Annotated in this window: 19 protein-coding genes; 10 read left to right on the forward strand and 9 right to left on the reverse strand. The window is 40.2% G+C overall.

Features of this window, described 5'->3' with window-relative positions:
- Positions 1-33: 33 nt before the first annotated feature.
- On the reverse strand, positions 34-2,190 hold the full coding sequence (gene rnr / locus EJF25_RS01500; protein WP_125039721.1) for a ribonuclease R: 2,157 nt from the start codon (positions 2,188-2,190) through the stop codon (positions 34-36).
- A 108-nt stretch (positions 2,191-2,298) separates the two neighbouring features.
- Here rnr and EJF25_RS01505 point away from each other — a divergent pair, with 108 nt between their 5' ends.
- The 3 genes from EJF25_RS01505 to EJF25_RS01515 are packed head-to-tail and all read left to right on the forward strand — an operon-like array spanning position 2,299 to position 5,164.
- On the forward strand, positions 2,299-3,198 hold the full coding sequence (locus EJF25_RS01505; protein WP_125039722.1) for a cation diffusion facilitator family transporter: 900 nt from the start codon (positions 2,299-2,301) through the stop codon (positions 3,196-3,198).
- A 2-nt stretch (positions 3,199-3,200) separates the two neighbouring features.
- Positions 3,201-4,208 (forward strand): NAD-dependent epimerase/dehydratase family protein, encoded by a 1,008-nt coding sequence (locus EJF25_RS01510; RefSeq protein WP_125039723.1) that lies wholly within the window; start codon positions 3,201-3,203, stop codon positions 4,206-4,208.
- Complete coding sequence (locus EJF25_RS01515) at positions 4,199-5,164, forward strand: phosphatase PAP2 family protein (RefSeq protein ID WP_125039724.1); 966 nt, start codon at positions 4,199-4,201, stop codon at positions 5,162-5,164. The genes EJF25_RS01510 and EJF25_RS01515 overlap by 10 nt, the downstream gene beginning before the upstream one ends.
- A gap of 13 nt (positions 5,165-5,177) precedes the next feature.
- Here EJF25_RS01515 and EJF25_RS01520 read toward each other — a convergent pair whose 3' ends face one another.
- Together EJF25_RS01520 and dusB are read right to left on the reverse strand one after the other, a co-directional pair.
- Positions 5,178-5,909 (reverse strand): hypothetical protein, encoded by a 732-nt coding sequence (locus EJF25_RS01520; protein ID WP_125039725.1) that lies wholly within the window; start codon positions 5,907-5,909, stop codon positions 5,178-5,180.
- Positions 5,910-5,925: 16 nt separating this feature from the next.
- Positions 5,926-6,924, reverse strand: a complete 999-nt coding sequence (gene dusB / locus EJF25_RS01525) for a tRNA dihydrouridine synthase DusB (RefSeq protein WP_025075128.1) — start codon at positions 6,922-6,924, stop codon at positions 5,926-5,928.
- Positions 6,925-7,015: 91 nt separating this feature from the next.
- Between dusB and EJF25_RS01530 the strand changes: the two genes are divergently transcribed.
- From EJF25_RS01530 to EJF25_RS01565, 7 genes are all read left to right on the forward strand, one after another.
- Entirely contained in the window at positions 7,016-7,474 is a 459-nt protein-coding gene (locus EJF25_RS01530; protein ID WP_125039726.1) for a DUF2059 domain-containing protein, read from the forward strand.
- Between the two features lie 81 nt (positions 7,475-7,555).
- Positions 7,556-8,839 carry a peptidase U32 family protein gene (locus tag EJF25_RS01535; protein ID WP_125039727.1) on the forward strand — a complete coding sequence of 428 codons (1,284 nt, stop codon included), beginning with the start codon at positions 7,556-7,558 and terminating at the stop codon, positions 8,837-8,839.
- 4 nt (positions 8,840-8,843) lie between these two features.
- Complete coding sequence (locus EJF25_RS01540) at positions 8,844-9,254, forward strand: acyl-CoA thioesterase (protein WP_125039728.1); 411 nt, start codon at positions 8,844-8,846, stop codon at positions 9,252-9,254.
- Entirely contained in the window at positions 9,244-10,365 is a 1,122-nt protein-coding gene (gene dprA, locus EJF25_RS01545; RefSeq protein ID WP_200832846.1) for a DNA-processing protein DprA, read from the forward strand. The genes EJF25_RS01540 and dprA overlap by 11 nt, the downstream gene beginning before the upstream one ends.
- A gap of 28 nt (positions 10,366-10,393) precedes the next feature.
- Positions 10,394-11,644, forward strand: coding sequence for a thioredoxin family protein (locus EJF25_RS01550; RefSeq protein ID WP_125039729.1), 1,251 nt, complete (start codon positions 10,394-10,396; stop codon positions 11,642-11,644).
- A gap of 604 nt (positions 11,645-12,248) precedes the next feature.
- Positions 12,249-13,106 (forward strand): endonuclease/exonuclease/phosphatase family protein, encoded by an 858-nt coding sequence (locus EJF25_RS01560; RefSeq protein ID WP_235016668.1) that lies wholly within the window; start codon positions 12,249-12,251, stop codon positions 13,104-13,106.
- A gap of 85 nt (positions 13,107-13,191) precedes the next feature.
- Positions 13,192-14,055 (forward strand): alkaline phosphatase family protein, encoded by an 864-nt coding sequence (locus tag EJF25_RS01565; RefSeq protein ID WP_235016686.1) that lies wholly within the window; start codon positions 13,192-13,194, stop codon positions 14,053-14,055.
- A 420-nt stretch (positions 14,056-14,475) separates the two neighbouring features.
- Here EJF25_RS01565 and EJF25_RS01570 read toward each other — a convergent pair whose 3' ends face one another.
- The 6 genes from EJF25_RS01570 to EJF25_RS01595 form a co-directional block, all read right to left on the reverse strand.
- Entirely contained in the window at positions 14,476-15,801 is a 1,326-nt protein-coding gene (locus EJF25_RS01570) for a DUF3863 domain-containing protein (RefSeq protein ID WP_125039731.1), read from the reverse strand.
- Between the two features lie 66 nt (positions 15,802-15,867).
- A complete protein-coding gene (locus EJF25_RS01575; protein WP_125039732.1) occupies positions 15,868-17,844 on the reverse strand; it encodes a sialate O-acetylesterase in 1,977 nt (658 codons plus the stop codon).
- A gap of 18 nt (positions 17,845-17,862) precedes the next feature.
- The gene (locus EJF25_RS01580) at positions 17,863-18,525 is read right to left on the reverse strand and encodes a DUF4998 domain-containing protein (protein ID WP_160119356.1); all 663 of its coding nucleotides are present in this window, start codon (positions 18,523-18,525) and stop codon (positions 17,863-17,865) included.
- A gap of 27 nt (positions 18,526-18,552) precedes the next feature.
- Positions 18,553-19,746: a DUF5000 domain-containing lipoprotein gene (locus EJF25_RS01585; RefSeq protein ID WP_125039734.1), complete on the reverse strand. Its 1,194-nt coding sequence runs from the start codon at positions 19,744-19,746 to the stop codon at positions 18,553-18,555.
- A gap of 19 nt (positions 19,747-19,765) precedes the next feature.
- Positions 19,766-21,676 (reverse strand): RagB/SusD family nutrient uptake outer membrane protein, encoded by a 1,911-nt coding sequence (locus tag EJF25_RS01590; RefSeq protein ID WP_125039735.1) that lies wholly within the window; start codon positions 21,674-21,676, stop codon positions 19,766-19,768.
- A 15-nt stretch (positions 21,677-21,691) separates the two neighbouring features.
- Positions 21,692-24,838 carry a SusC/RagA family TonB-linked outer membrane protein gene (locus tag EJF25_RS01595; protein ID WP_125039736.1) on the reverse strand — a complete coding sequence of 1,049 codons (3,147 nt, stop codon included), beginning with the start codon at positions 24,836-24,838 and terminating at the stop codon, positions 21,692-21,694.
- Between the last annotated feature and the right edge of the window lie 198 nt (positions 24,839-25,036).

The raw sequence follows: 25,036 nt of genomic DNA on the forward strand, positions 1-25,036 counted from the left end.
ATAATAAAACCTCTGTGACTTTTTGTGATGAATTTATTTTTCGATTAATTGAAAGTCCAATTGTTTCTTCTCTAAGTTTGCCCGTGCCACACGAATAGTAATCGCATCCCCCAAACTGTACGTCCGGTTTTTACGACGTCCACGCAGACAGTAATTTTTCTCGTCGAACTCGTAATAATCGTCATCCAAATCACGAATAGGAACCATTCCTTCGCATTTGTTTTCGTTCAGTTCTACATAAAGCCCCCATTCCGTAACTCCAGAGATCACGCCATCATATACTTGTCCCAGGCGCTCACTCATAAACTCTACCTGTTTGTACTTGATAGAAGCACGTTCGGCATTGGCAGCCACTTGTTCCATATTCGAACTATGATCACATAGATCTTCATACTTCGTTTCCGATACACTACGGCCTCCATCCATATATTTTGTAACCAGACGGTGTACCATCATATCCGGGAACCGACGAATCGGAGAGGTAAAATGTGTGTAGTAATCAAAAGCCAATCCGTAGTGTCCGATATTGTGCGTGGAATAACGAGCTTTTTGCATAGCTCGAATAGAGACAGTTTCAATTAGATTCTCTTCTTTCTTACCATGAATGTCATCCAGTAAATGATTGATAGATTTCGAAATATCCGTTTTTGTTCCACTAGTACGTACTTTATATCCAAAGCGGGCTATGAACTGCGCCAGATTATCCAATTTTTCAGGATCCGGAAGATCATGAATACGATAAGGAAGTACTTTAGCCTTTTTGTTCTTAGGCACTCTTCCTACTTTCTCGGCTACTGTCCTGTTGGCTAGTAGCATAAATTCTTCCACCAATTTATTGGCATCTTTAGACTCTTTGAAATATACACTGATTGGCTTTCCCTTTTCATCAATTTCAAACTTTACTTCATAGCGGTCGAAGTTGATGGCTCCTGCAGCGAAGCGTTTCTCCCGAAGTGCTTTTGCAATCGTATCCAGCATAAGTACTTCTTCCTTGAAATCTCCTTCCTTTGTTTCGATAATCTGCTGTGCCTCTTCATAAGTAAAACGGCGGTCGGATTTGATAACTGTATGTACAATGCGAGAGTCGCTCACTTCCCCTTTTTCTGTAATGTCGAAAATAACGGAAAATGCGAGTTTCTCTTCATTGGGGCGGAGCGAACAGATAAAGTTACATAAACGTTCGGGAAGCATCGGGATAGTACGGTCTACCAGATATACGGAAGTCGCCCGTTTCTCTGCTTCTTTATCGATGATACCACCTTCTTTTACATAGTGAGTCACATCAGCAATATGTACACCCACTTCCCATAATCCGTCTTTGAGCAGGCGAATGGAAAGGGCGTCATCAAAATCTTTTGCGTCTTTCGGATCAATAGTAAAAGTGGTTACTTTACGGAAGTCTTCACGCCGGGCTATTTCGTCGGGAGTGATCTCAGCAGGAATTTTATCCGCTGCTGTTTCTACCGCTTTCGGATAAACATACGGCAATCCGAATTCGGCAAGGATTGCGTGCATTTCCGTTGTGTTATCTCCGGCTTTCCCCAATATATCGATTACCTGACCGATGGGATTTTTTGCTTTATCCGGCCATTCAGTCACTTTTACAATTGCTTTGTCACCAGTCTTTCCCCCTTTTAATTTATCTTTCGGAATGAAAATATCATTGGCGAGCGTACGGTTTTCTGTTACCAGAAAAGCATATGAGTTAGCTACTTCTAACGTTCCAACAAAGGTATCATTGGCACGTTCTAATATTTCAATAACCTCTCCTTCTGCTTCTCTTTTCTTTCGTTTCGCATAGAATACGATTTTTACTTTATCATTATTCATTGCGTGTGCAGAGTTTCGTTCTGCAATGAAAACCGGTTCGCCTCCATCTTCGGGGATAAATGAATTCTTTCCATTACTTTTACGCTGGAACGTACCTGTCATTTCTGTTCCGTGGCTATTCATACGGAACTTGCCTTTCTCTATTTCGCTGATATAATCGTCGTCTAACAGGTCGTGTAGAATATCGACGCACAACATCTTTTGCGGATGAGTAGTGAGATGTAACTCCGCAAAGATATATTTCATACTGAGCGTTTCGTTGGGTTTGGCATGGAAAAAGTCTATCAATAATGCGGCCAATTGTTGTTTTCCCATTCTTTTACCGGCCTTCTTTTCTTTCTTTTCTTTCTTTTTCGCCATAATTGAATCGTTCTAAATTACTATTGTTACTACAAAGTAAATGATTAAATATCAATAATTCAAGATTTTCACGTACATTTGCCAATATCTTATAGATAATGTAACAAAATGGGAGATAAAAAGACTGTTCGTGAACGAGGAATTTATAAAGTCACGATTATCGGTAGTATCGTTAATTTTCTGCTGCTTGTTTTCAAGTTTGTGGCAGGATTTATGGGGCATAGTGCAGCTATGTTGGCCGATGCAGTGCATTCATTGTCTGATTTTGTCACAGATTTGGTCGTTATAGTGTTTGTGCGGATCTCAAATAAACCGCAGGATAAAACCCACGATTATGGACATGGAAAATATGAAACATTGGCTACGGCAATAATCGGATTATTGTTGTTGGTTGTCGGTTTTGGAATATTGTGGAATGGAGCTTCCTCTATATATGCTTTTATCAAGGGACAACAATTGGAAGAACCGGGAATAGTGGCTCTGATAGCGGCACTTGTTTCTATTGTTGCAAAAGAGATATTGTATCAATATACAGTGATTGAAGGGAAGAAATTGGATTCACAAGCTGTTATAGCTAATGCTTGGCATCATCGGAGCGATGCGCTTTCTTCTATCGGAACAGCGATTGGTATCGGAGGAGCTATTTTGTTGGGAGAAAACTGGCGGGTACTTGATCCGGTTGCTGCAGTGATTGTTAGTTTCTTTATTATAAAAGTGGCGATTCAGTTATTGATTCCTTGTGTGGATGAACTATTGGAAAAATCATTACCGGATGAGGTGGAAAAAGAAATTGAACAAGCATTGTTGTCTTTTCCGGGAGTTAGTGAACCGCATCATTTGCGTACCCGGCGTATTGGTAGTTACTATGCCATTGAAGTGCACGTACGAATGGATGGGAATATTACATTGGAGCAAGCGCATGCTACCGCTACCGCAATTGAGCATAAATTAAAAGATATATTTGGTGAGGGAACATTAATCAATATTCATGTAGAACCTAAAAAGTAGTAATGGAGAGTATTTTGATCACAGGTGCAAGTGGGTTTATTGGTAGTTTCATTGTTGAAGGGGCTTTGAAACGCAAGTTCAATGTTTGGGCAGGAATACGGTCTACTAGTAGCAAGAAATATCTGAAAAACAGGAAGATTCATTTTCTGGAACTCGATTTTGCTCATCCTAATGAGCTTCGTGCCCAGCTTTCCGGTTACAAAGGGACATACAATAAGTTTGATTACATCATCCATTGTGCCGGTGTCACTAAGTGCATTGATCCGAAGTCTTTCGATTACGTGAATTATCTACAGACGAAATATTTCATCGATACCTTGAAAGAGCTTAATATGGTCCCCAAACAGTTTATCTATGTCAGTACACTGAGTGTTTTTGGACCTGTGCGCGATAAAGATTATTCTCCTATTGAAGCGGATGATACTCCAATGCCTAACACTGCTTATGGGTTAAGTAAACTAAAGGCTGAACTTTATATTCAAAGTATTCCCGGATTCCCTTATGTTATTTATCGCCCTACAGGGGTGTATGGTCCACGAGAAATGGATTATTTCCTGATGGCGAAGTCTATTCAACGTCATATAGACTTTTCGGTTGGTTTCCGTCGGCAGGATTTGACTTTCGTTTATGTAAAAGATATTGTTCAGGCAATTTTCCTAGGAATAGAGAAGAAAGTAGTACGGAAAACTTATTTTCTGTCGGACGGTAAAGTATATCAGAGTCGTGTATTTTCGGACTTAATTCAAAAAGAGTTAGGCAATCCGTTTGTTATTCGTGTGAAATGTCCATTAATTGTGCTAAAAGTTATATCTTTGCTCGCTCAATTCATTGCCATGCGCTCAGGAAAGTGCAGTACATTGAATTTGGATAAGTATAAGATAATGAAACAACGCAATTGGCAATGCGACATTACCCCTACCATAGAAGAATTAGGGTATACTCCCGAGTATGATTTGGGAAGAGGAGTCCGTGAAACGATTGCCTGGTATAAAAACGAAGGATGGCTTTAGACTTATTTAAGCGTGTAGAAACCCGGAAAGGGCTGTTCGCAGTGGAGAAGATAACATTGATTTATAATCTGTTGACCTCCATATTGATTCTGTTCCTGTTTCAGCGAATGGACCATCCATGGCATATGTTGCTGGATAGGGCAATGATTGCTGCAATGACTTTTTTGTTGATGTATCTTTATCGACTGGCTCCTTGTAAGTTCTCGGCTTTTGTACGTATCGTTATACAAATGAGTTTGTTGTCCTACTGGTATCCGGATACTTTTGAGTTTAACCGCTTCTTCCCGAATTTGGATCATATCTTTGCTGTGGCTGAACAGTTTATCTTCAATTGTCAGCCTGCTATCTGGTTCTGTCATACTTTCCCTCATTTATTGGTGAGTGAAGCATTTAACATGGGATATTTCTTCTATTATCCGATGATATTGATTGTGACTTTATTCTATTTCATCTATAAATTCGATTTATTCGAGAAGATGTCTTTTGTATTGGTCACTTCTTTCTTTATCTATTACTTAATTTATATTTTCGTTCCGGTGGCAGGACCGCAATTCTATTTTCCTGCTATTGGGATTGAACACGTGGCAAAAGGAACTTTTCCAGCTATTGGTGATTATTTTAATCTTCATCAGGAATTGTTGCCGGGACCGGGCTATCAGCATGGATTTTTCTATAATCTTGTAGAGGGTTCCCAGCAAGTAGGTGAACGGCCTACAGCAGCATTTCCCAGTTCTCATGTCGGTATCTCTACTATACTGATGATTATGGCGTGGCGTGGTAGTAAGATACTGTTTGGCTGTCTGTTGCCATTTTATCTATTATTATGTGGAGCTACCGTATATATTCAGGCGCATTATGTAATTGACGCTATTGTTGGCTTCTTCTCAGCTTTTCTGTTGTACGTGGTGGTAACTTGGATGTTTAAGAAGTGGTTTGCAGTGCCTATGTTTAAATAGGTTAGGCAGTTCTCTAATTATTTTCTCCGAACACAAGTTTTTCTCCTTCCTGCCATAATATGTAATTTGGACTATTAGAACAACCACTATTCAGAGTCAAACGAAAATGTCCGGGACTAAGGTCGAATTTGTCAAACTCTAAAGCCTGACAAAAGACAAGTTTGGCATCTTCGCTTGTGAGGGCAACAATGGTAACATTTCCCGGAGACGGTTCACATGTTCCATCACGAAGAGTGGTGAAAAGTGCCAAAACTACATTTTTGGATAAGGGAATATATTGGACATATTCTTTACTGGTAAACCCCCTTACTTCTTCCCAATTAACGAAGTCGCATCCATTTAACATATCTATTATCTCTTCTTCTCCTCTTTTTACAACAATGCGTGGAATTTCATTGACATCTTTATATTTATAGACTTCTATCTTATAGTCTGCTTCTTCAAAATAAGGAACTTTGTATGTTTGTACTAGTTGCAATGAGTCGATATTCGTACATGGATAGAAAGAATCTACCATCATCGCAACTTGAATCTTGTTGTTTTCTTCTACTTGGAAAACCGGCATGAGTTGGTTATTTGTGAGTGCTTCATCAGAAGAAATTTGTTGTTCTTCTGTGATGAAGTTGCTAGAGTCTTCAGCCAATGTATCCTTTGTCTGCAAAGTAGTGTTCTTGTTTGTATGATTACAAGCAAGCATTATACTACTCAATAGGATAATTGTTGCAATAGATCTAATGACTTTCATATAGCTGAAGTTTTAATTAAATATTTTCATTAGCTGATGACATGATAGTGTGTACCTCTTCAAAGATATGGAAAAGGTCCTCTTTTGTTTCTGCCCGTAGCATAGCAATGCGCGTATTGCGGAAATTCGGAATACCTTTGAATATAGGGCTGGCAGCCAGATGGCGGCGTACATGCAGGATACCTCTACGTTCATCCAGTAAGTTTACACTGTCAATAACTTCCTGGCTAAGTACTTCCATGCACCATTCAAAGCTGAGTGGAGGTAGCTCTTCTCCTGTCTTCAGGTAGTGTTTCATTTCTTTGAAGATCCAGGGGCGTCCGAAGCTGGCACGTCCGATCATGACTGCATCTACTCCATAACGGTCAAAGCATTCTTTACAACGTTGAGGAGTGGTTACGTCTCCATTACCAATGATAGGAATATGCATTCTTGGGTTATTCTTGACTTCACCAATTAAGGTCCAGTCTGCTTCTCCCGTATACATTTGTGCCCGGGTACGACCATGAATGGTCAATGCCGCAATACCACAATCTTGTAACTGCTCTGCCAGATCAACAATAATCTTGTTGCTTGCATCCCAACCTAATCGAGTTTTTACAGTGACAGGTATCTTGACTGCATCTACTACGGCACGAGTAATCTCCAACATTTTGGGGATATTCTGCAACATACCTGCACCTGCTCCCTTTCCTGCTACTCTTTTCACCGGACATCCGAAGTTTATATCCAGAATATCCGGTTGTGCCTGCTCTACGATTTTAGCAGCTTCAACCATCGTGTCCGTATCTTTACCGTATATCTGGATAGCAACAGGCCGTTCTTCGTCACTGATACTTAATTTCTGTGCGGTTTTGCTGACTGAACGAATGAGGGCGTCGCTGGATACAAACTCAGTGTATACCATGTCAGCACCAAACTTTTTGCACATTAGGCGAAAAGCAGGATCTGTAACGTCCTCCATTGGGGCGAGCAGTATGGGATGTTTTCCCAGGTCTATGTGGCCTATTTTCATGAATAAATTGAACTAATGATTATTTCACTGCAAAAATATGGAAAAAATACCTACTTTTGTATCTATTCATTCATTTAACAAATTTAGAATTATGAGAAAAGGTCTGTTTTTAACAGCTGTAAGTATGATAATGCTTTTCGCTACTGTAACTTCGGCTTATGCACAAAGTGATAATAATAAAGAATATAGAGCAACGTTGGAGAAGATGATGAATCTTTCCGGTGCTTTGGAAGTTTCGAAAACGATGGTGCCGCAAATGGTAAGTATGATGAAACAATCTGCACCGGGTACAGCGGACGCTTTTTGGGATGATTTTGCTGCTAAATGGAAAACAAAGTTCGCTGATAGAATGGTAGAGCTTTATGTTCCTATTTATCAGAAATATCTGACTATAGATGATCTAAAAGATTTGATTGCATTTTATGAAACTCCAATTGGTAAGAAATTGGCAGAAGCTACTCCTAAGATGACTATAGAAGGAATGCAGTTGGGACAGAAGATTGGTATGGAAATGGCGACAGAACTTCAGCATGAGTTGAAGGCCCAGTAAGATAAATTAAGTCGTAGATACAGATAAACTTTGTACCTTTGCACTTTCTTATCACATTTTAATGATTATCTGACAGTACTGATGGATATTACAGATTTTGAAATTATGGCCCCTGTTGGCTCACGTGAATCTTTGGCGGCCGCTCTTCAGGCAGGCACCGATTCCATATATTTTGGTATAGCAAACCTGAATATGCGTGCCCGTTCGGCCAATACATTTACCATTGATGATTTGCGCGAGATTGCACAGACTTGTGACGCGCATGGAGTGAAGAGCTATCTGACTGTAAATACGATTATTTACGATAACGATATCCCTTTAATGCGTACCATTGTGGATGCAGCAAAGGAAGCAGGAATTTCTGCAGTTATTGCTGCTGATGTGGCAGTGATGAATTATGCTTATCAGATAGGACAAGAGGTACATCTTTCCACACAGTTGAATATCTCTAATGCGGAAGCATTGAAGTTTTATGCTCAATTTGCAGATGTAGTAGTTTTGGCTCGTGAATTGAATCTGGAACAGGTGGCCGAAATATACCGTCAGATTCGTGAAGAGAATATCTGTGGTCCGAGCGGCGAACAACTTCGTATTGAGATGTTCTGTCATGGTGCACTTTGTATGGCTGTTTCGGGTAAGTGTTACCTGTCATTGCATGAGATGAACCATTCGGCCAATCGCGGTGCTTGCATGCAGGTATGCCGTCGTTCCTATACGGTTCGTGATAAAGAAACCGATGTAGAGCTGGATATTGATAATGAATATATCATGTCGCCGAAAGACTTGAAGACGATTCACTTCATGAACAAGATGATGGATGCAGGCGTACGAGTGTTCAAGATAGAAGGGCGTGCTCGTGGTCCTGAATATGTGCGTACAGTTGTAGAATGCTATAAGGAAGCGATTAAGTCATACGTGGAAGGAACTTTTACCGATGAGAAAATTGCTGCTTGGGACGAACGGTTGAAGACAGTATTTAATCGTGGTTTTTGGGACGGTTACTATCTGGGACAGCGTTTAGGAGAGTGGACACGAAACTACGGTTCGGCTGCTACAGAGCGTAAAATCTATGTAGGTAAAGGAATCAAATATTTCTCTAATATCGGTGTCTCTGAATTTTTGGTGGAGGCTGCCGAAGTCAGTGTCGGTGATAAACTGTTGGTTACAGGTCCAACTACCGGTGCTCTGTTTATGACTTTGGATGAAGCACGTGTTGATCTGGAACCGGTGCAAACCGTAAAAAAGGGTGAACATTTCTCTATGAAGTCTGACCGTATACGTCCTAATGACAAACTGTATAAGTTGGTATCGACCGAAGAACTGAAGAAATTTAAAGGGCTCGATATCGAACAGAAGAGAGGATAAAGTCATGAATCAGTATATATATGAGTTGGAAATGAAGGTTCGCGACTATGAATGTGACCTTCAGGGCATTGTTAATAATGCCAATTATCAACACTATCTGGAACATACCCGTCATGAGTTTTTGACTTCGGTAGGTGTTAGTTTCGCTGCTCTCCATGAACAGGGAGTCGATCCGGTAGTGGCACGTATCAATATGGCTTTCAAGACTCCATTGAAAAGTGGGGATAAATTTATCTCGAAGCTATTTATGAAAAAGGAAGGTATCAAGTACGTATTCTATCAGGATATTTTCCGGAAAAGTGATAATAAAGTAGTAGTGAAATCCACTGTTGAAACGGTATGTGTGGTAAACGGACGTTTGAGTGACAGCGAATTATTCGACAATGTCTTTGCACCATACCTAAATGACCGATAACGAAGAAGAACAGATTTATAGCATTGCCTTGACTATGGTGCCCGGTATCGGGCATATAGGGGCAAAGCGTTTGATAGATGGCATGAAAAGTGCCACTGATGTATTTCGTTTCCGTAAAGACCTTCCCGATCGATTGCCGGATGTTAATGAACGTATCATAAAAGCCCTGGACTGCCCGCAAGTTATTGTACGTGCCGAACAAGAGCTGGAATTTGTTCAAAAGAGCCGTATCCGTTGTCTGACGTTTACTGATGAAGACTATCCTTCCCGTCTTCGGGAATGTGAGGATGCTCCTATCGTTCTTTTCTTTAAAGGTAACGCTGATTTAAATTCGCTACATATTATAAATATGGTCGGTACGCGCAATGCTACTGAATATGGTACTCAAATTTGTACTACCTTTTTACGAGAATTGAAAGCTCTTTGTCCGGATGTATTGGTGGTTAGCGGACTGGCTTATGGAATTGACATTCATGCGCATCGGGAAGCTCTTGCAAATGAATTGTCTACAGTCGGTGTTCTTGCTCATGGATTGGATCGTATTTATCCTTATGTACATCGAAAAACAGCTATTGACATGCTTGATAACGGAGGACTTCTGACTGAATTCCTCTCCGGGACAAATCCGGATCGTCATAATTTTGTGAGTCGTAACCGTATTGTTGCCGGAATGTGTGATGCTACTATTGTTATTGAGTCTGCAGAGAAAGGAGGTTCCTTAATCACAGCCGAACTTGCCGAGGGATATAACCGGGATTGTTTTGCTTTTCCGGGTCGTACCAGCGATGAGTACTCTAAGGGATGTAATCAGTTACTTCGTGATAATAAGGCTTCTCTGCTTCTTTCTGCCGAGGACTTGGTTAAAGCAATGGGCTGGAATAGTGATTCTTATTCAGTAAAAGTAGAAAGTGTTCAACGTAGTCTTTTCCTTGATTTATCCGTTGAAGAACAAAAGATAGTTGACCTTTTGGAAAAACAGGGTGATTTGCAGATCAATGCTTTAGTGGTAGGGACCGACATTCCTGTCCATAAGATGAGTGCCCTTCTTTTTGAGTTGGAGATGAAAGGAGTGATTCGTGTATTGGCTGGAGGGATGTATCAGTTATTGTAACTTTAATTATTAACCTAATATATTCAAAATGAAACGACTTTTTTTTGTATGTACCATAGCTATGTATATACTATCCGTTCAAACGATACAAGGACAGCGGGTAGTACCTGTACGAGGTGCACAGATGACACCTGCTCAGGGAATGCAAATGACTTTTGCAAAAACGGATGGTGTTGCTTTTCGTGAACTTTCTTTTTCAGAAGCCTTAAAAGTGGCTAAGGCAGAAAACAAACTACTTTTTGTCGATTGCTTCACTACGTGGTGTGGCCCTTGCCGGAAGTTGTCCAATGTTGTTTTTAAGGATTCTTTGGTAGCCGATTATTTCAATAGCCATTTCGTGAATCTGAAAATGGACATGGAGAAAGGTGAAGGGATAGAAATCAAAAAGAAATATGAGGTGCGAGGTTATCCTACTTTACTTTTCTTGAATTCAACAGGTGAAGTAGTATATCGGCTCTTAGGTGCTGACGAAGCTCCCGAGTTACTGAAAAAGGTGAAACTGGGTGTTGAGTCCGGTGGATTATCGGGATTAAGAAAGCGTTATCAATCGGGTGAACGTGATTTAGATTTTGTCGGCGGATATATCAATGTTCTTGCTGCTGCTAACTGTGAAAAAGAAGCGGGGAAGGTAGCTACTGATTTCTTACAAGGAAAGGAACAAAAAATATTGGAAGATGAGTCTTACTTTTGGATCTTCTATTATTATGTGCATGATATTGATTCTTCTGCATTTCTGTATGTCGTAAGTCATAAAAAAGAGATTGCTGACAAATTCCCTCGTCAGGCTGCTTCTCTTGATCGTAGACTGCTTGAAGATTGGATTGATGGTTCATATACTTTTCTGAAAGTTGATGAATCAAAGCATTGTATCTTTGATGAGCAAGGATTGAATGCCTACGTTGCGCATATGAAACAAATGAATGTAGCGGAAGCTGACATGATAGGTGAGAGCTTGCGCCTTAAGAAAGATGCTATGATGAATCAATGGGATTCATTTGTAACACGTGGAGATAAACTACTTGCTTCAAATACGATTCTAGGGGATGAAGGACAGTTGTTGCAATGGGTTAAATGGCTCAATAAAGAATGTGGGGATCAGTCATTGCGTGAGAAAGCCGCTAAATGGTGTGATAAAGCTTGCGAAGATTTGATAAAGAGAAATGAGGAAATAAAAAAGAATTTGCCTCCCGGTGCGATTCCGGCTATTTCTATGGTAGACTATAAAGGACAATTGCTGCAAATAGCAGATAAATTAAGAAAGCCAATAGAGAAAAGTTGATAGATTGGCATAAAAAAAGGAGCAACGCTTTGCTCCAACCTTTGTTAACCTTAAATCTAATACTATGAAAAAAATCACATGACAAATGTATGTCTTTATGACTATATCTCCAAATAAATTGTGCGTATTTGTTTCTCTTTTGATTTCTTTCACTGTTTTTCACTGTTAGCGTACACGAAAATAGGTTAGGTGAGTTTCCGTAATCAAAGAACCTATAAAAAATAGAGTTTGACAAATTGAAGTGGGGATTCCTTCATCGTCATATTTTTACATATTATTCTAGTAACCAAGCCATTGTGATATGTCATTTTTTTTCTTGGTTTTTGTGCAAATGAATGAGATACTTCATAATCAAAGAAGAAAGATTATGAGAACGAAATTCGTTCAATACGAAAATATCTCTGAAAAATATTGGGACTTTGTAGACTTTATGGTTACTTTTACTAAAATTTATTTTGTTACCAGTTTGACAGTATTAGAATAGGTGAATCTTATGATATCACCATGTCTTACCAATTGATCTGAAAACGAGTATTTTGGGAGATGTGCTTCTATTGAAAGTTACAGAATTGAGAGTATCAAACTAAGTTAATCAGATAATAATATGAAAAATAGATTTATGTGTTTTCAAGTAAGACTTGTGTTAGTCATCATCGTATGTTTGTTTCCTGTTTCACAACTGTTTGCACAAACCTTTCCGAAAACTAAGAATGCAATACGTATATTAACTTACAATACCCATTATTGCAAAGGAGCAACAGATCCCGGTGCAATTAATAAAGAAAATACAGAAAAATTAGCTCAGGTTATCAGAACGATGGATGCAGATATAGTTGCATTGCAGGAATTGGACAGTGCATCCGTACATAGGGGTTTCAGATATCTTTTGAAAGAAATCGCTGATGCGACCGGGGTTGAATATGTTCCGGTATATGGTAATGCCGCGTTATTTGATGGGGGAAGTATTGGTTGTGGGGTGTTGATTAAGAAAAATCTGCCGATACGTAAAAAAGAGATTATTCATTTGCCGGGTGATGAGACGAGGGCTGCTGTCAAAGTAGAATTGAAAAACTTGATTTTTATTGGAACACATGCTGATTTGAATGACAAGATGCGCACCGAAGGTGCTCAAATAGTGTGTGATAACATAAAGGATGAAAACAAAATAGTCTTATTGGCCGGTGATCTGAATGATTCACATCGTTGGACTAATGGTGGAATTGCATTTCCTGTATGGTTGGAAAGTTTTAGTGTTATAAGTGATGTTGTGGGCAATTCAATTCCCGGGAGAACTGATGATGGGGCGTTAATCGATTATATTCTTTTGGCAAAGAATAAGAAAGCGCCTAAGGTAAAAGTTCTTCAAACTCATATATTACGTTCGCTGTCGGTTGATGGTAAAGAAATAGATACTGCAACAATCTCAGACCATTATCCGGTTTTTGTAGATATTAAGTTTTAAGTTTTTTTCCAATGAAATGTTTTAAGTAATTAATAGTACACTTATGAAAATAAATTCTTTTCTGCTGATCTTATTATTTATATTAATGTCCTCTGTTACTTCTTCCAGCCAAGCTAAGGAGAAAGCAAAACATGTTATTTTTATTGGACTGGATGGTTGGGGGGCTTATAGTGTACCAAAAGCTGATATGCCTGTTGTAAAGCAGATGATGGCGGATGGATGTTATACGCTAAAGAAACGTACCGCACTTCCTTCTTCGAGTGCGATCAATTGGGCTTCAATGTTTATGGGAGCGGGCCCGGAGTTACATGGGTATACGCAATGGGGGTCCCGGACCCCGGAACTTCCTTCGCGTGTAGTGAACGAACATGGAATTTTTCCTACTATTTTTCAGTTATTGAGGGATGCTCGTCCGGAAGCGGAAATAGGTTGCCTATATGAGTGGGATGGGATTAAATATTTAGTAGATACACTGGCTTTGAACCATCATGCTTTATCACCTGACTATACAGAAAAACCGGAGGTCTTGTGCCGCATGGCAGAAAGTTATATCAAAGAAAAGAAACCTACATTACTTGCCGTTTGTTTTGATAATCCCGATCATGTAGGACATGGAGCGGGACACGATACACCTGCCTATTATGCTAAACTAAAAGAATTGGATACATATATCGGCCGGATTGTCAGCGCTGTGGAAGAGGCTGGAATGCTGAAACAAACAATCTTTATTATAACCTCTGATCATGGTGGAATCAATAAGGGGCATGGTGGAATTACTATGCAAGAGATGGAAACTCCCTTTATTATTTCCGGTAAGAATATAAAATCGGGAGGTGAATTCTCGGAAAGCATGATGCAGTATGATGTTGCTTCCACTATTGCATCTATTTTCGGATTGAAACAACCGCAAGTATGGATTGGGCGACCGATGAAACAAGTGTTTAAGTAGTATATGCTATTGGGGGCGGACTACTAAGCTGCATTTGTTTTCCAGTAATGAAATTCTTTTTTTGTAGTAATGGAAGTTTGTACAAGACCCGGGTCTCAAACAGTTCGACACCCGGGTGTTGAACATGTCGAGACCCGGGTCTGAGCATGTATGACACCCGGGTGTCAAGCAAGGTCCGGTTACTAACAAAAAGAGAGAGGAATATAGGGCAATTAAAATTGGGTAACTGTAAAATTTGGATTCGATGACATACATGCTCTAAGATAACGATTTTAGAATGAATAAAAAAGCCCGAGCTTGGGAAAGTTCGGACTTTTATAAAATTTAAAAGATAGCGCATTTTCAGACACCCTCTGACGGTTTATTGTACGCATTCGTGTAAGATAAATGTACGCTATTCAAACCATTTCATATTTATATTCAATCAAATACCTCCGGATAATAGGAGCAGATCACCTCTTTTTGTATATCTGTTAGTTGATCGACACAAACAGGTTCATCTTGCTGACGAGTCCGTTTTTGATTTATCTCTCCATATAGTGTCCAATTGCGTGTAGACCCAGATACGGGCTCCTCTACTTTTACATCGTAGCGGGTAAAGTCAATCACAAATTTCTTACCGGAATTTAGATCTTTCAAGATAGCCAGTCTGAAACGTTTGTTCATATACCACATTATCTCTTTGTCGGCATCCGATCCGCCTATCCCTGATCCTCTTTCAAAAAAACGATAATTAAAGTCATTCTTTTTATAGGTGTCTCTCCATAAAAGTCCAAACTCTCCTTGAGTAACACATTTAACCTTCGGCCATCTTTGACGAATGGATGTCAACCAATCCGTCAGTCCCTGCGTATCAATGTCCAGACATAACTCCCAACAATTAGTAACCCATGCAAAACCATTCCGTTGAAAGCCATCGTCAAAATGAATAGCAGTTGTATGCATCATTTCCTGTAACCCCATATCCGCTCCATGAGCATCTAATGTTTCTATCGGTCCTACTCCCATTCTACTATTAAACCCTTCCGCAAACCCCTGCCTGCGTGCAGCTAAAAAGTCCATGGTCCAACCATCTAGGTTTACACAATCCACTTGATCCTTTTCTCCCTGGGCAGGCTTACAAAAATGTTCGATGGAAGGATAATACGGATAGGACACAGCACCGTCTCCATCTTGATTATCTATAGCATATTGGCTCCAAATATTCCCCTGACAAACATGTATGTCTTCTTTCTCTGCTAAATATTGCTGGTTCTTGGCAGATAAGAAACCTGCTAAAATACTTTTGGGCCTATAGGAGTCTCCTACGATCTCCGTTACCCGTTTTAAGCCTTCATGCAAATCACGATTCACCTGCTCAGTCGAATTATAAGCATTTGCAAAATACGCTCCGGGGATAAATGTAATCTCATCACCGTACTTATGATGATAATCAATTACCAACTGACGAATTTCCCGATAATTGGCCGTCGTATCATGCAATGCCAACCAACTGAAGGCCCAGGTAATCTTTGCTCCGGGAAAACCTTTTTCAACGGCATTACGAAACTGAACGACTCTTTCCGGGGTATGCCATTCACGCTCATCCACTCCTACATTCTTGTTTCTTGTCACCTCTATCTGGTTAACGCGAATGACTGTATTTATAGTTAAAAAACGATTCCCCTGCAATTCCAATGTTGAGTTCGTGCAACTAGTTATCATTAATCCCAATAACCAACTGCAACCAATTTTCCAATACTTCATTTATTCTTATATTAATAATTTGTATTCCTATTAATGATCTCACAACAAACGATTAGGATTACCTTCTCACCATCTATCGGTCCGGAAAGAAGAGATCGGCAAACCAGATGTACTAAACAAATTACAAATCGGTGAATCTGCCCACCCGTAACGTACTGCAGCAGGAAGACTGACCTGCGCTGAGTGGACAATAATCTCATCACCATCAAAATGTGCCTCTGCCGGATAAAATTGATGATCGGTACCGGCAATCGCAAATCCTTTTAATGAGGCTTCCTTCCGGAATCCATTTCCTAAATCTTTGAATCGAATACGAATGGTGTTTCCTTCTATCCGATAAGTGTCATATACGGGCGCAGACGCATCTGTGGTCTGTTTGTTATAAGTATCTCTTAATGCCAACAACGCCAAACGTCGTCCGACCTCCTGCTTGTTCTTAGGATGAATGTCTTTCTCATCTCCAATATCGGTGGTTATTGCTATACCTGTATGAGACAATGCTAGTGCCGCACTTTGCGCTTCCCGCACATAAGGCCATTTAGCATTCACGTCAATGAGAGATGCTTCTCTGAAAGCAGCAAGTTGCACGAAGTAAAACGGTAATGTCTGATTATTCCATTTCTGCCGCCAATCATTGATTAATGCCTGAAATAGATCTGTATATTCATAAGCGCGTCCCTCGTTACCTTCTCCCTGATACCAGATAAATCCTTTTATGGGGAAATTGATGAAAGGATGTACCATGGCATTGTAAAGAGCACCTGGAGTCAGAGGTGTAATTTGCGGTTTGGAAGCATAAAACGGCTGTAACTTCTGTCCGCTTGCCCCGACATTATATTTCCATTCTCCGGCTAATGCCACTATCCGTTTCTTTCCATAACGGATATCCAGACTTTCAGGTACACCTGCGAAACCGCCTTCACCTCCAGTGTCCAAAACCCGTATAGCGATAAGATTACTCCCACTTTTCACCAATTCGCCCGGTACAGCATATCGTCGTTCTTTATCTACTCCAGTGGTCGATCCGATCTCCGTTCCATTGAAATAAATAACATTATCATCATCTATCCTTGACAAAGAAAGTTCCAGTGTTTTTCCCTGATAAGCGGACGGAATCCGGATCTCCTTTCTGAACCATACCAATCCGTCAAATCCTTCCAATCCCTGTGTCTCCCAATATCCGGGCACATTCATACTTTTCCACTGATTGTCGTTATAGTCTGTAGTTGCCCACACTGCTTTTCCGTCTTTCATTCCCTTATCCAGCGGTGAAAGGTTATCCATCCACTTACGATATTCTTGTTGGAAAATCTCATTTGTATTCTTTTTCCCGTCAGACATTGCCGACATCTTCTCGGCATAGGTTCGGTAATTGTTAACTTTCTTCAGCCCCTCATAGCTAACCCATGGTTCTGCTGGAGTTCCTCCCCAAGAGCTATGTACCAATCCAATAGGGATCTTCAGCTCCTCCCACAGTTTACGTGCGAAGAAGTAGGCGGTTGCCGAAAATCCGGGAATAGAAGACGGTGTACATTCCTCCCATCCAAAATCGATACCAGCATCCGTTTGTGGAACAAAATCTACGGCATGTCTTACTTGAAGTAGTCGGATAGAAGGGAAATCAGCATTGGCTATTTCCTGCTGATAATTCATAATCTTTCCCCAACCGTCCAGCGGCATTTCCATATTAGACTGTCCGGAGCAGAACCAGACTTCACCTATCAAGATATTTTTCAATACCAGTTTCGTACCGTCCGAGAAGGTAAGCTCATAAGGTCCTCCCGCTTTTGGTGTCTGCACATTCAAACTCCATTCTCCTTTTTCATCAGAACGAGTCTCATATTTCTTGCCGTCCCATCCTGTACACACGCTTACTTGCTTCAGCGGGGAAGAGGTTCCATATAACTTTACGGTTGTCTGCTGTTGAAGCACCATATTGTCGGTAAAGAAGGAGGGAAGCGTAATTTTCGCTTCCGCTGCCATCAAAGCCAAACCATAGACAACCGTAACAAATGTTTTTTTAAATAAACCTTTAGATCTCATATTTTATCAATCCTTTAGTTATTTAAAATTTTCATATTTTGGTGGGAGTGAAATATACTCCAGAGCGTCTTTATTCGGCTTCACACAAGTCGTAATCTTCAGTTGCGTATCAGGTTGAATATCGGCAATCTCTGTCTGCATGGTAAAAGCAGGTACTACGACTGTCCGTTTATCACCATCATGATTCGTATACTCTAACAATACTTGCATGAGTGTAGGAATCTCATTCCACATTAATGTAAAACCTCCCGTTCCATTCGAGGTATAAGTATACAGCACTGGATTTTGAGCCGCAATAAACTTATCACCATATACATTGGCCTGTAAGGTCGTAACGATGGACCGATTGTTGTTCTTGTCCACTGTATACACATTAAACACGTATAAGTCTTCTTCCAAATCCTCCAACAATATTTCCAATACATCCGTCTTTCCATATCCTTCCAGACTTTGTGTATATTGCTGGTCATCCCATTTTATGATTACGTCAGTAGCCGTTTCCGCATAATAAAGAAATCCTTCAAACTGTATTTTATGTAATCCCTCATGTACTTTTAATGAGTCAATCTTTCCGACATAATTAATCTCTCCATTTTCCTGAAATTTCTCAAATGTTCCGACCAAGTCAGTACAAGAGAATAATGTGATAGATACACACAGTAAAACAATAATATATCTCATTTTTTTCATTTTATCCAGTTATTAAAATTACTCTATATATTGTCCCCAGAATTTCAGTTCAGCAATACGCGAACATTCCATTCCCGACCATGATGCTAAAGAAACAAAACGCACATACCGTACCGGTTCCATCAGTTCATTATCAAATAGAAACTCATGCCCCTGTTGTGCCACTAAAATATCCTCTGCCGTATTAGGATCTGTAAACTCTCCTCCAGATGGTTTTTCCAGATGACCATCCATCAGTAATTCATAGTTCTCTTCTTTAAAAGGATCCAGTCCTTCAGGACAACCATATACTGCAAAATGACGGGGGCAACCATGTTTATAGAAGTCATCCTGAACCAGACGTTGCCATATCTTCATACGGCTTAACATCACGGTAGTTCCCATATCAATGGTAGTAGGATGAGGAAATGCCTGAGGATAATCTGTATGGGCAAAATCCATAGAGCCATAATTATCATTAAAGAAACAACTCCAGTTGCCACCGAAGAAGGTCCAACGGACATCACCAGGAATAAACATTTCTTTAAATCTGGTAGCATCAAGCAATTCTTCTTCCAATGGAGTCAGTTCAAACTCATAAGGTTCCGATTCATTTTCCCAACGGTCTTTCACTTTCACCACAAATTTAGAAGGTAGAGGTGATAATCCTCTGATAGCAAGAGGACCCTCTTTCTGCTCCGTATAATAGACATCATATAAGCGCTGTCCTTCCGTTTCGGAGTTCTCGTAATAAACCATGACAGAAATGGCATCTTTACCATCATTCTTAAAATCCAGACTGAAACCGCCCCAATCTACTATTGCTCTCAATGATTCCCGTATATTTACTACAGGAGGCGTATCCGGAACAAAAGCTATTTTCACTCCTTTGGATACATTTTCCGAACGGTCTACAGCATAAATCATTGCTTCATACTCGTCTGTATCTCCTATACCCTCAATTTTTAACGAATCCACATATTTAGAAGATCGGATCTCACGTGTCTCTCCTTTCTTAGTCTGGAACAAGGCTTTTACATAAGACAAATCCGAATCGTCTGGAATCTGATATTTTATAACAGCTCCACCTGAAATACTTTTTATCATGATTTCTGATATATCTTGCGGTGGGGTCTGATCTTCATATCCATAAGGAGCCCGTACTTCATCCTCTTTGCAAGATAATAATAATGTACATATAATGACATTCAACCATATTAGCTTTGTTTTCATATCCTTTCACTATTTAATATTACCATAATGGATTTTGAACTAATCTCGTATTCTTATTCAAGTCTTCCTGTTTCAAGGGCCATAAATAGTCACGTACAAAAAAACTACGAGTATAAATCACGCGGGGTACATAGAATAACTCCGGCATCTCTTCTACGATACTTAATCCTCTCATTTGAGTATTAAAATATTGTTCGCATTTCTTCCAACGGCGCAGGTCATGTAAACGCTTTCCTTCAAACTGCATTTCAATCAACCGTTCACGATGAATGATCTCGCGCATTCCCTCTTTCGTGAGAGGTTTATTAGGATTGATAGAATGTTTGGCCCATGTATCTTGTAAAGTAGTACCTTTATCCAATCCGGCACGGTGGCGCACCAATTGAATATATTTATAAACTTCATCATTCGGTTTATCCAAGCTCTCATTCAACGTTTCACTGTACAACAGATAGATATCTGCCAAACGAATAATTGTATTAGGGAAGGCATAAAGTACCTCAGCTGCTGTTGTATTCATATTTTTGTAACTACATACTTTCTTTACAAAGTATCCTGTAGCAGATGCCCTATACGTTTCATGCCCAGCAATACCTCCTTTTTTTGCATTCACTCCATATGCCTCCTCCGGACTAAGAACCTCACTATTAAACCACTTACCGCCATCAAAACCAATATTGGCATAGAAGCGAGGTTCACGATTCAAATGTAGTTTGACTGTAGTGTAATTGGGAACAAAGAAAGCGGGACGATCAGAGGGAGTTGTTGTCAATTCATACAAATCGGCTCCGACCAAAGATTTGTCTTCTTCTATAGGTAACCCATTTTCCGTATAATACTCTTCTATGATATTCAACGTAGGGCTATATTGACACAAATGATGCCATTCTCGGTTTCCCATATCATAAGTAGTCAAACGTGGTTGTGCCGCTCCTTGTATCCATATATCTGTCGCCCCCGGAGCAAATATCTGCTCACAGTTATAACGGGAAGTGACAATCTCTCGCAAGGTCATTTCCAATTCAGTTTCAGGAGTCAATTGAAATGCCACACGTTCGTCAAATTCAAATAAATCGTGATTGCCTTCCAACGATATATCGATTGCCTTCTTACATGCTTCTGCGGCAATTCTCCACTTTTCCTGACTATATATTTGATTAAAAAAAGGCTGGTGGTCTCTCGGATCGAGAAAGTCCGCATAATCCGTATTGCCATTAAACAAAGGACTTGCAGCAGTAGCCAACACCTTAGCCTTGATACAGTGAGCAGCCGGTAGTGTGATACGTCCCATTTCAGTAGTTACAGATGATATGTACATGGGAAGCCCTTGATCCATGTTGATTGCTTTATCCAATAGATCTACGATATAATTGACCACATCATCTACCTTTTCGCGATATTGAATCATGTCTTCCAATTTGGAATTAATGTCAATATTCTCATCCAACAAAGGAATGGGGCCATAATGCAGAAATAACCAATACAAATAGAAAGCCTTTAATGTATAGACCTCTGCCTTCCATCTGTTTCTTTCCGTATAGGATAAATCCGGTACCCTGTCCACATTGGCTAAAAATACATTACATTCATGCACGCCTCTGAATTTATTTGCGCTACTCCAATAGTTAAAGAGCGGATTACTGGAATTCTGCAATCCTCTCACCCAGTTCCAGGAATTTGTAAAGTCCCAACGGTCATATTTCATTAGGTAAGGACAATAATCGTCAGCGCATGAAATGGAAGCATTATTCTTCATATCATAGGTAGCTGGCAGAAAATTATAGCAAGTAGCTAGATATTTTCTTGCATTGATCCGATTATTAAATGCCATCTCAATAGTGGTTATATTATCTGGAATAACATCCAGATAGTTGCAAGAACTCAAAGAAATGCCTGTTACAAGCAGGGCGATATATACTATTTTTTTCATACTTTTCTTCTATTTTTAAAAACCGATATTCAAACCAATATTATACACAGCTTGAATAGGATAGTTAAATCCGTTTCCTCCCATTTCGATATCCCATTCCTTGAACTTGCTGAATGTTAGCAGATTCAATCCGCTTGCATAAATACGTAAATTAGTCATGTGTAATTTTTTAAGGATTTTGTCAGAGAATGTATATCCCATTTCTACTGATTTCAATCGGATATAAGAGCCGTCTCTGATCCACCAGGTACTTGCTCGGGTATTATTTTCTACGGTTTCCGTTGTCAATCTTGGCATTGCGGCATAACTGTTCCGATTCGACTCTGACCAGTAATTATTTACCCAACATTGCATTAGTCCATTGGGAGCGATTCGACCTTTAAATGTGTCATTATCAAAAGAATCCGCATTAACGAATGGAGTATTGCGCATGGCATCAACATAGAAAGAACTGCGACCGGATCCTTGGAAGAAACATGAAATATCAAAATTCTTATATCCTACCGACACACCGAATCCATAGTTTATCTCCGGAACGGTCGGATAACCAATTGGCACTACGTCATTGTCGTCAATAATGTCGTCTCCGTTAATGTCTCGGTACTTAATGTCGCCGGGCATATAATCACTAAACATTTGCCGCGGAGAATTGGCAATATCGGCCTCGTCTATAAACAGGCGGTCGGCTATCAATCCTCTTTGTTGTCCAATAGGATATCCTGTGACAGTTTGCCACCAATAGTTTAGCCGAGCCTCTTCTGCATAATCATAATTACTGCGGGCAAAAGTAAAGTTACCGCGTAGGCTCATCCACCAATTCTTGTTAAACGAGTGGTTAGCATCCATCTGTACCTCAAATCCACGTGAGGAGGCGCGCCCCACATTGGCGGATAACTTAGCGGCATACCCAAGCTCGGCAGGGATAGTAGGGCGATCCTGATAAATTTTCTCACGTTTCTCTTGAAAGTAATCAGCTTGAACTTCTAAAAAATTAAATAAAGTCGTCTCGACACCGATGTCCAATTTTCTTGCAACCTCCCAAGTGATATTCGGATTTCCGTAGCGGGTAGTGGCAATCGTCTGCATAGCTTGCTGCCAATCTTCCCCAAACCGAATGCTCGAGTCTCCCGCATTCAGATTAACTTCTGAGATGTAATAGAAACGGTCCTGCAAATTACCTATCTTGTCATTACCCACCAATCCGTAAGTAGCTTTCAGCTTCAATTTATTCACATATTTATTCTCATGCCAGAATGGCTCATTGCTGATTAAATAACCGATACCAGCAGAGGGGAAAAAACCGAACCTTTCTTTCTTTGCAAAACGCTCAGAACCATTGTATCCAAAGTTAAACTCGAACAGGTAGCGAGAGTCGTATGCATAAGTCGCACGTCCGGATAAACCGATATTGCGTGACGGAAGAGACTCCTGAATATTGGGAGCGTTACCGCTGATATACTCACGCATGGTGCCGACCAATAATCCTCCTACATCATGCTTCCCGAACCTCCGGGCATAATTGAGAGCGGCCTCAAAGTAATAGGTGGAGTTTACACTCGGAGCACTGCTTGAGTAGTTCAGGTCTTCCCTTCCTGTTTCCGGATTCAACAGATTCAATGTATATCGGTCATTATCCTTATCGTAATAACCTATGTTATAATAGAAAGGAGAGATCTCGCGTACCAGAGAGAAACCTGAATACCGTGTGGTATTCGCCAAAATACGGAAACTCAGCCCTTCGGTAAGAAAATCAAGTTTCTGCGATAATTCCATTTGAGCTGTCAGTGTCGTCTCGTGTGAATCTCTGTATCCTCTAATCATATCAGCATAAGGATTCAGATAGTTGCCTTCATCGGTATTTCCAAAAAGGACATGCTGCGTCAGTACATTTGAGTCGTCGGGTGCAAAGGACTTCGGGAACATCACAGGTGAAGAGACACGTACTTTGCGGTACATCATATCTCCACCGTCAATTGGACCATTGTAATCTTGGAAATTAGCATTAACACGAATATCGAACTGAGTAGTTTTGGTAAGATTCAGATTCACATTTGTTCTCAACTGGATATTTTTAATATCGATATTGGTGTTGTAGTTGTTTTTCGGATCTACTTTCAGTGCACCGTTATCTTGGCTGAAATTGGCCGACACGTAATAACGCGCCATTGTGCCTCCGCCTTTAAGGCTCACATTGACCCGTTGATTCATGACTGTTTTTTTGAATAGTTCATCATACCAGTCTATTTCTGGATAAACGTACGGATTTAATCCTTTTCCGGTATTGGCGATCTTCTCGTCGCTGAAAGGTCGAGGAGCCAGTGGATTGCGAGTGATCATCGCCTCATTATACATTTTCATGTATGTAATAGGGTCGGCCATTTCAATATTCCTCGCAGGAGTAGAAATAGAGTTCTCTAATCGGATGTTTACTTCAGCAGGACCTTCCTTACCTTCTTTGGTTGTGACCAGAACCACTCCATTAGCACCACGGGCACCATAAATGGCAGTTGCCGTGGCATCTTTCATAATAGAAAAGGAGGCTACATCATCCACCGGCAAACGCGCCAGTTCATCTGCCGACGATTCTATATTGTCTATCAATATCAAAGGGGAAGCAGAATATCCAAAAGTGGTGACACCTCGAATGAAGAAATTAACGTTATCCTTTCCTGGCTCACCCGAAGACTGGTAGCCTATGACTCCAGCCAAACGCCCCGACAGTCCTTGTGTCAGATTGCTGGAAGGTACTTTTAGTTCTGACGGCTTAATAGTTGTTACCGAAGCGATCACGCTTTCCTTCTTCTGCTTGGCAAATCCGACTACGGTAACCTCATCCAGCTCGTCTGTCTTCGGCTGTAGATTTACAGTGATTTTTTTTTGTATCCCGACAGTGATTTTTTGTGTCTGGTAACCCAGATAAGAGAAAATCAGTACATCGGTATTTCCTACTTTAATAGAGAAAGAACCGTCAATGTCCGTAACGACACCTCTGGACGACTTGTCGACCAAGACTGTAACACCAGGAAGTCCTTCTCCTTGTTCGTCATAGACGATACCTGTCACTTCCCTTGTCGTTTGCGCTGTGATAGCTGTCATCTGGAAAGAAAGGACGATGAGTGCTAACCATACTTTTAATAAGTGATTAATGATTTGGTTTTTCATGTGTTTCCAAGTTAGATAAATGAAAAATGATTATATAATGCAAAAGTAGGTAGAAACTGTTTTGGAAATTTTTCGATATTGATATATAATTTTTCATTTTTGATAAAAACAGAGTGAAGACGAGTGGATATTTTTAATTGGTAGTTTTCTCGTGTTTTTAGAGTGTTATCCCAACTAAAGTATGGATATCTATTTTTC

Source organism: Bacteroides faecalis (assembly GCF_003865075.1).
GTDB classification, from domain to species: domain Bacteria; phylum Bacteroidota; class Bacteroidia; order Bacteroidales; family Bacteroidaceae; genus Bacteroides; species Bacteroides faecalis.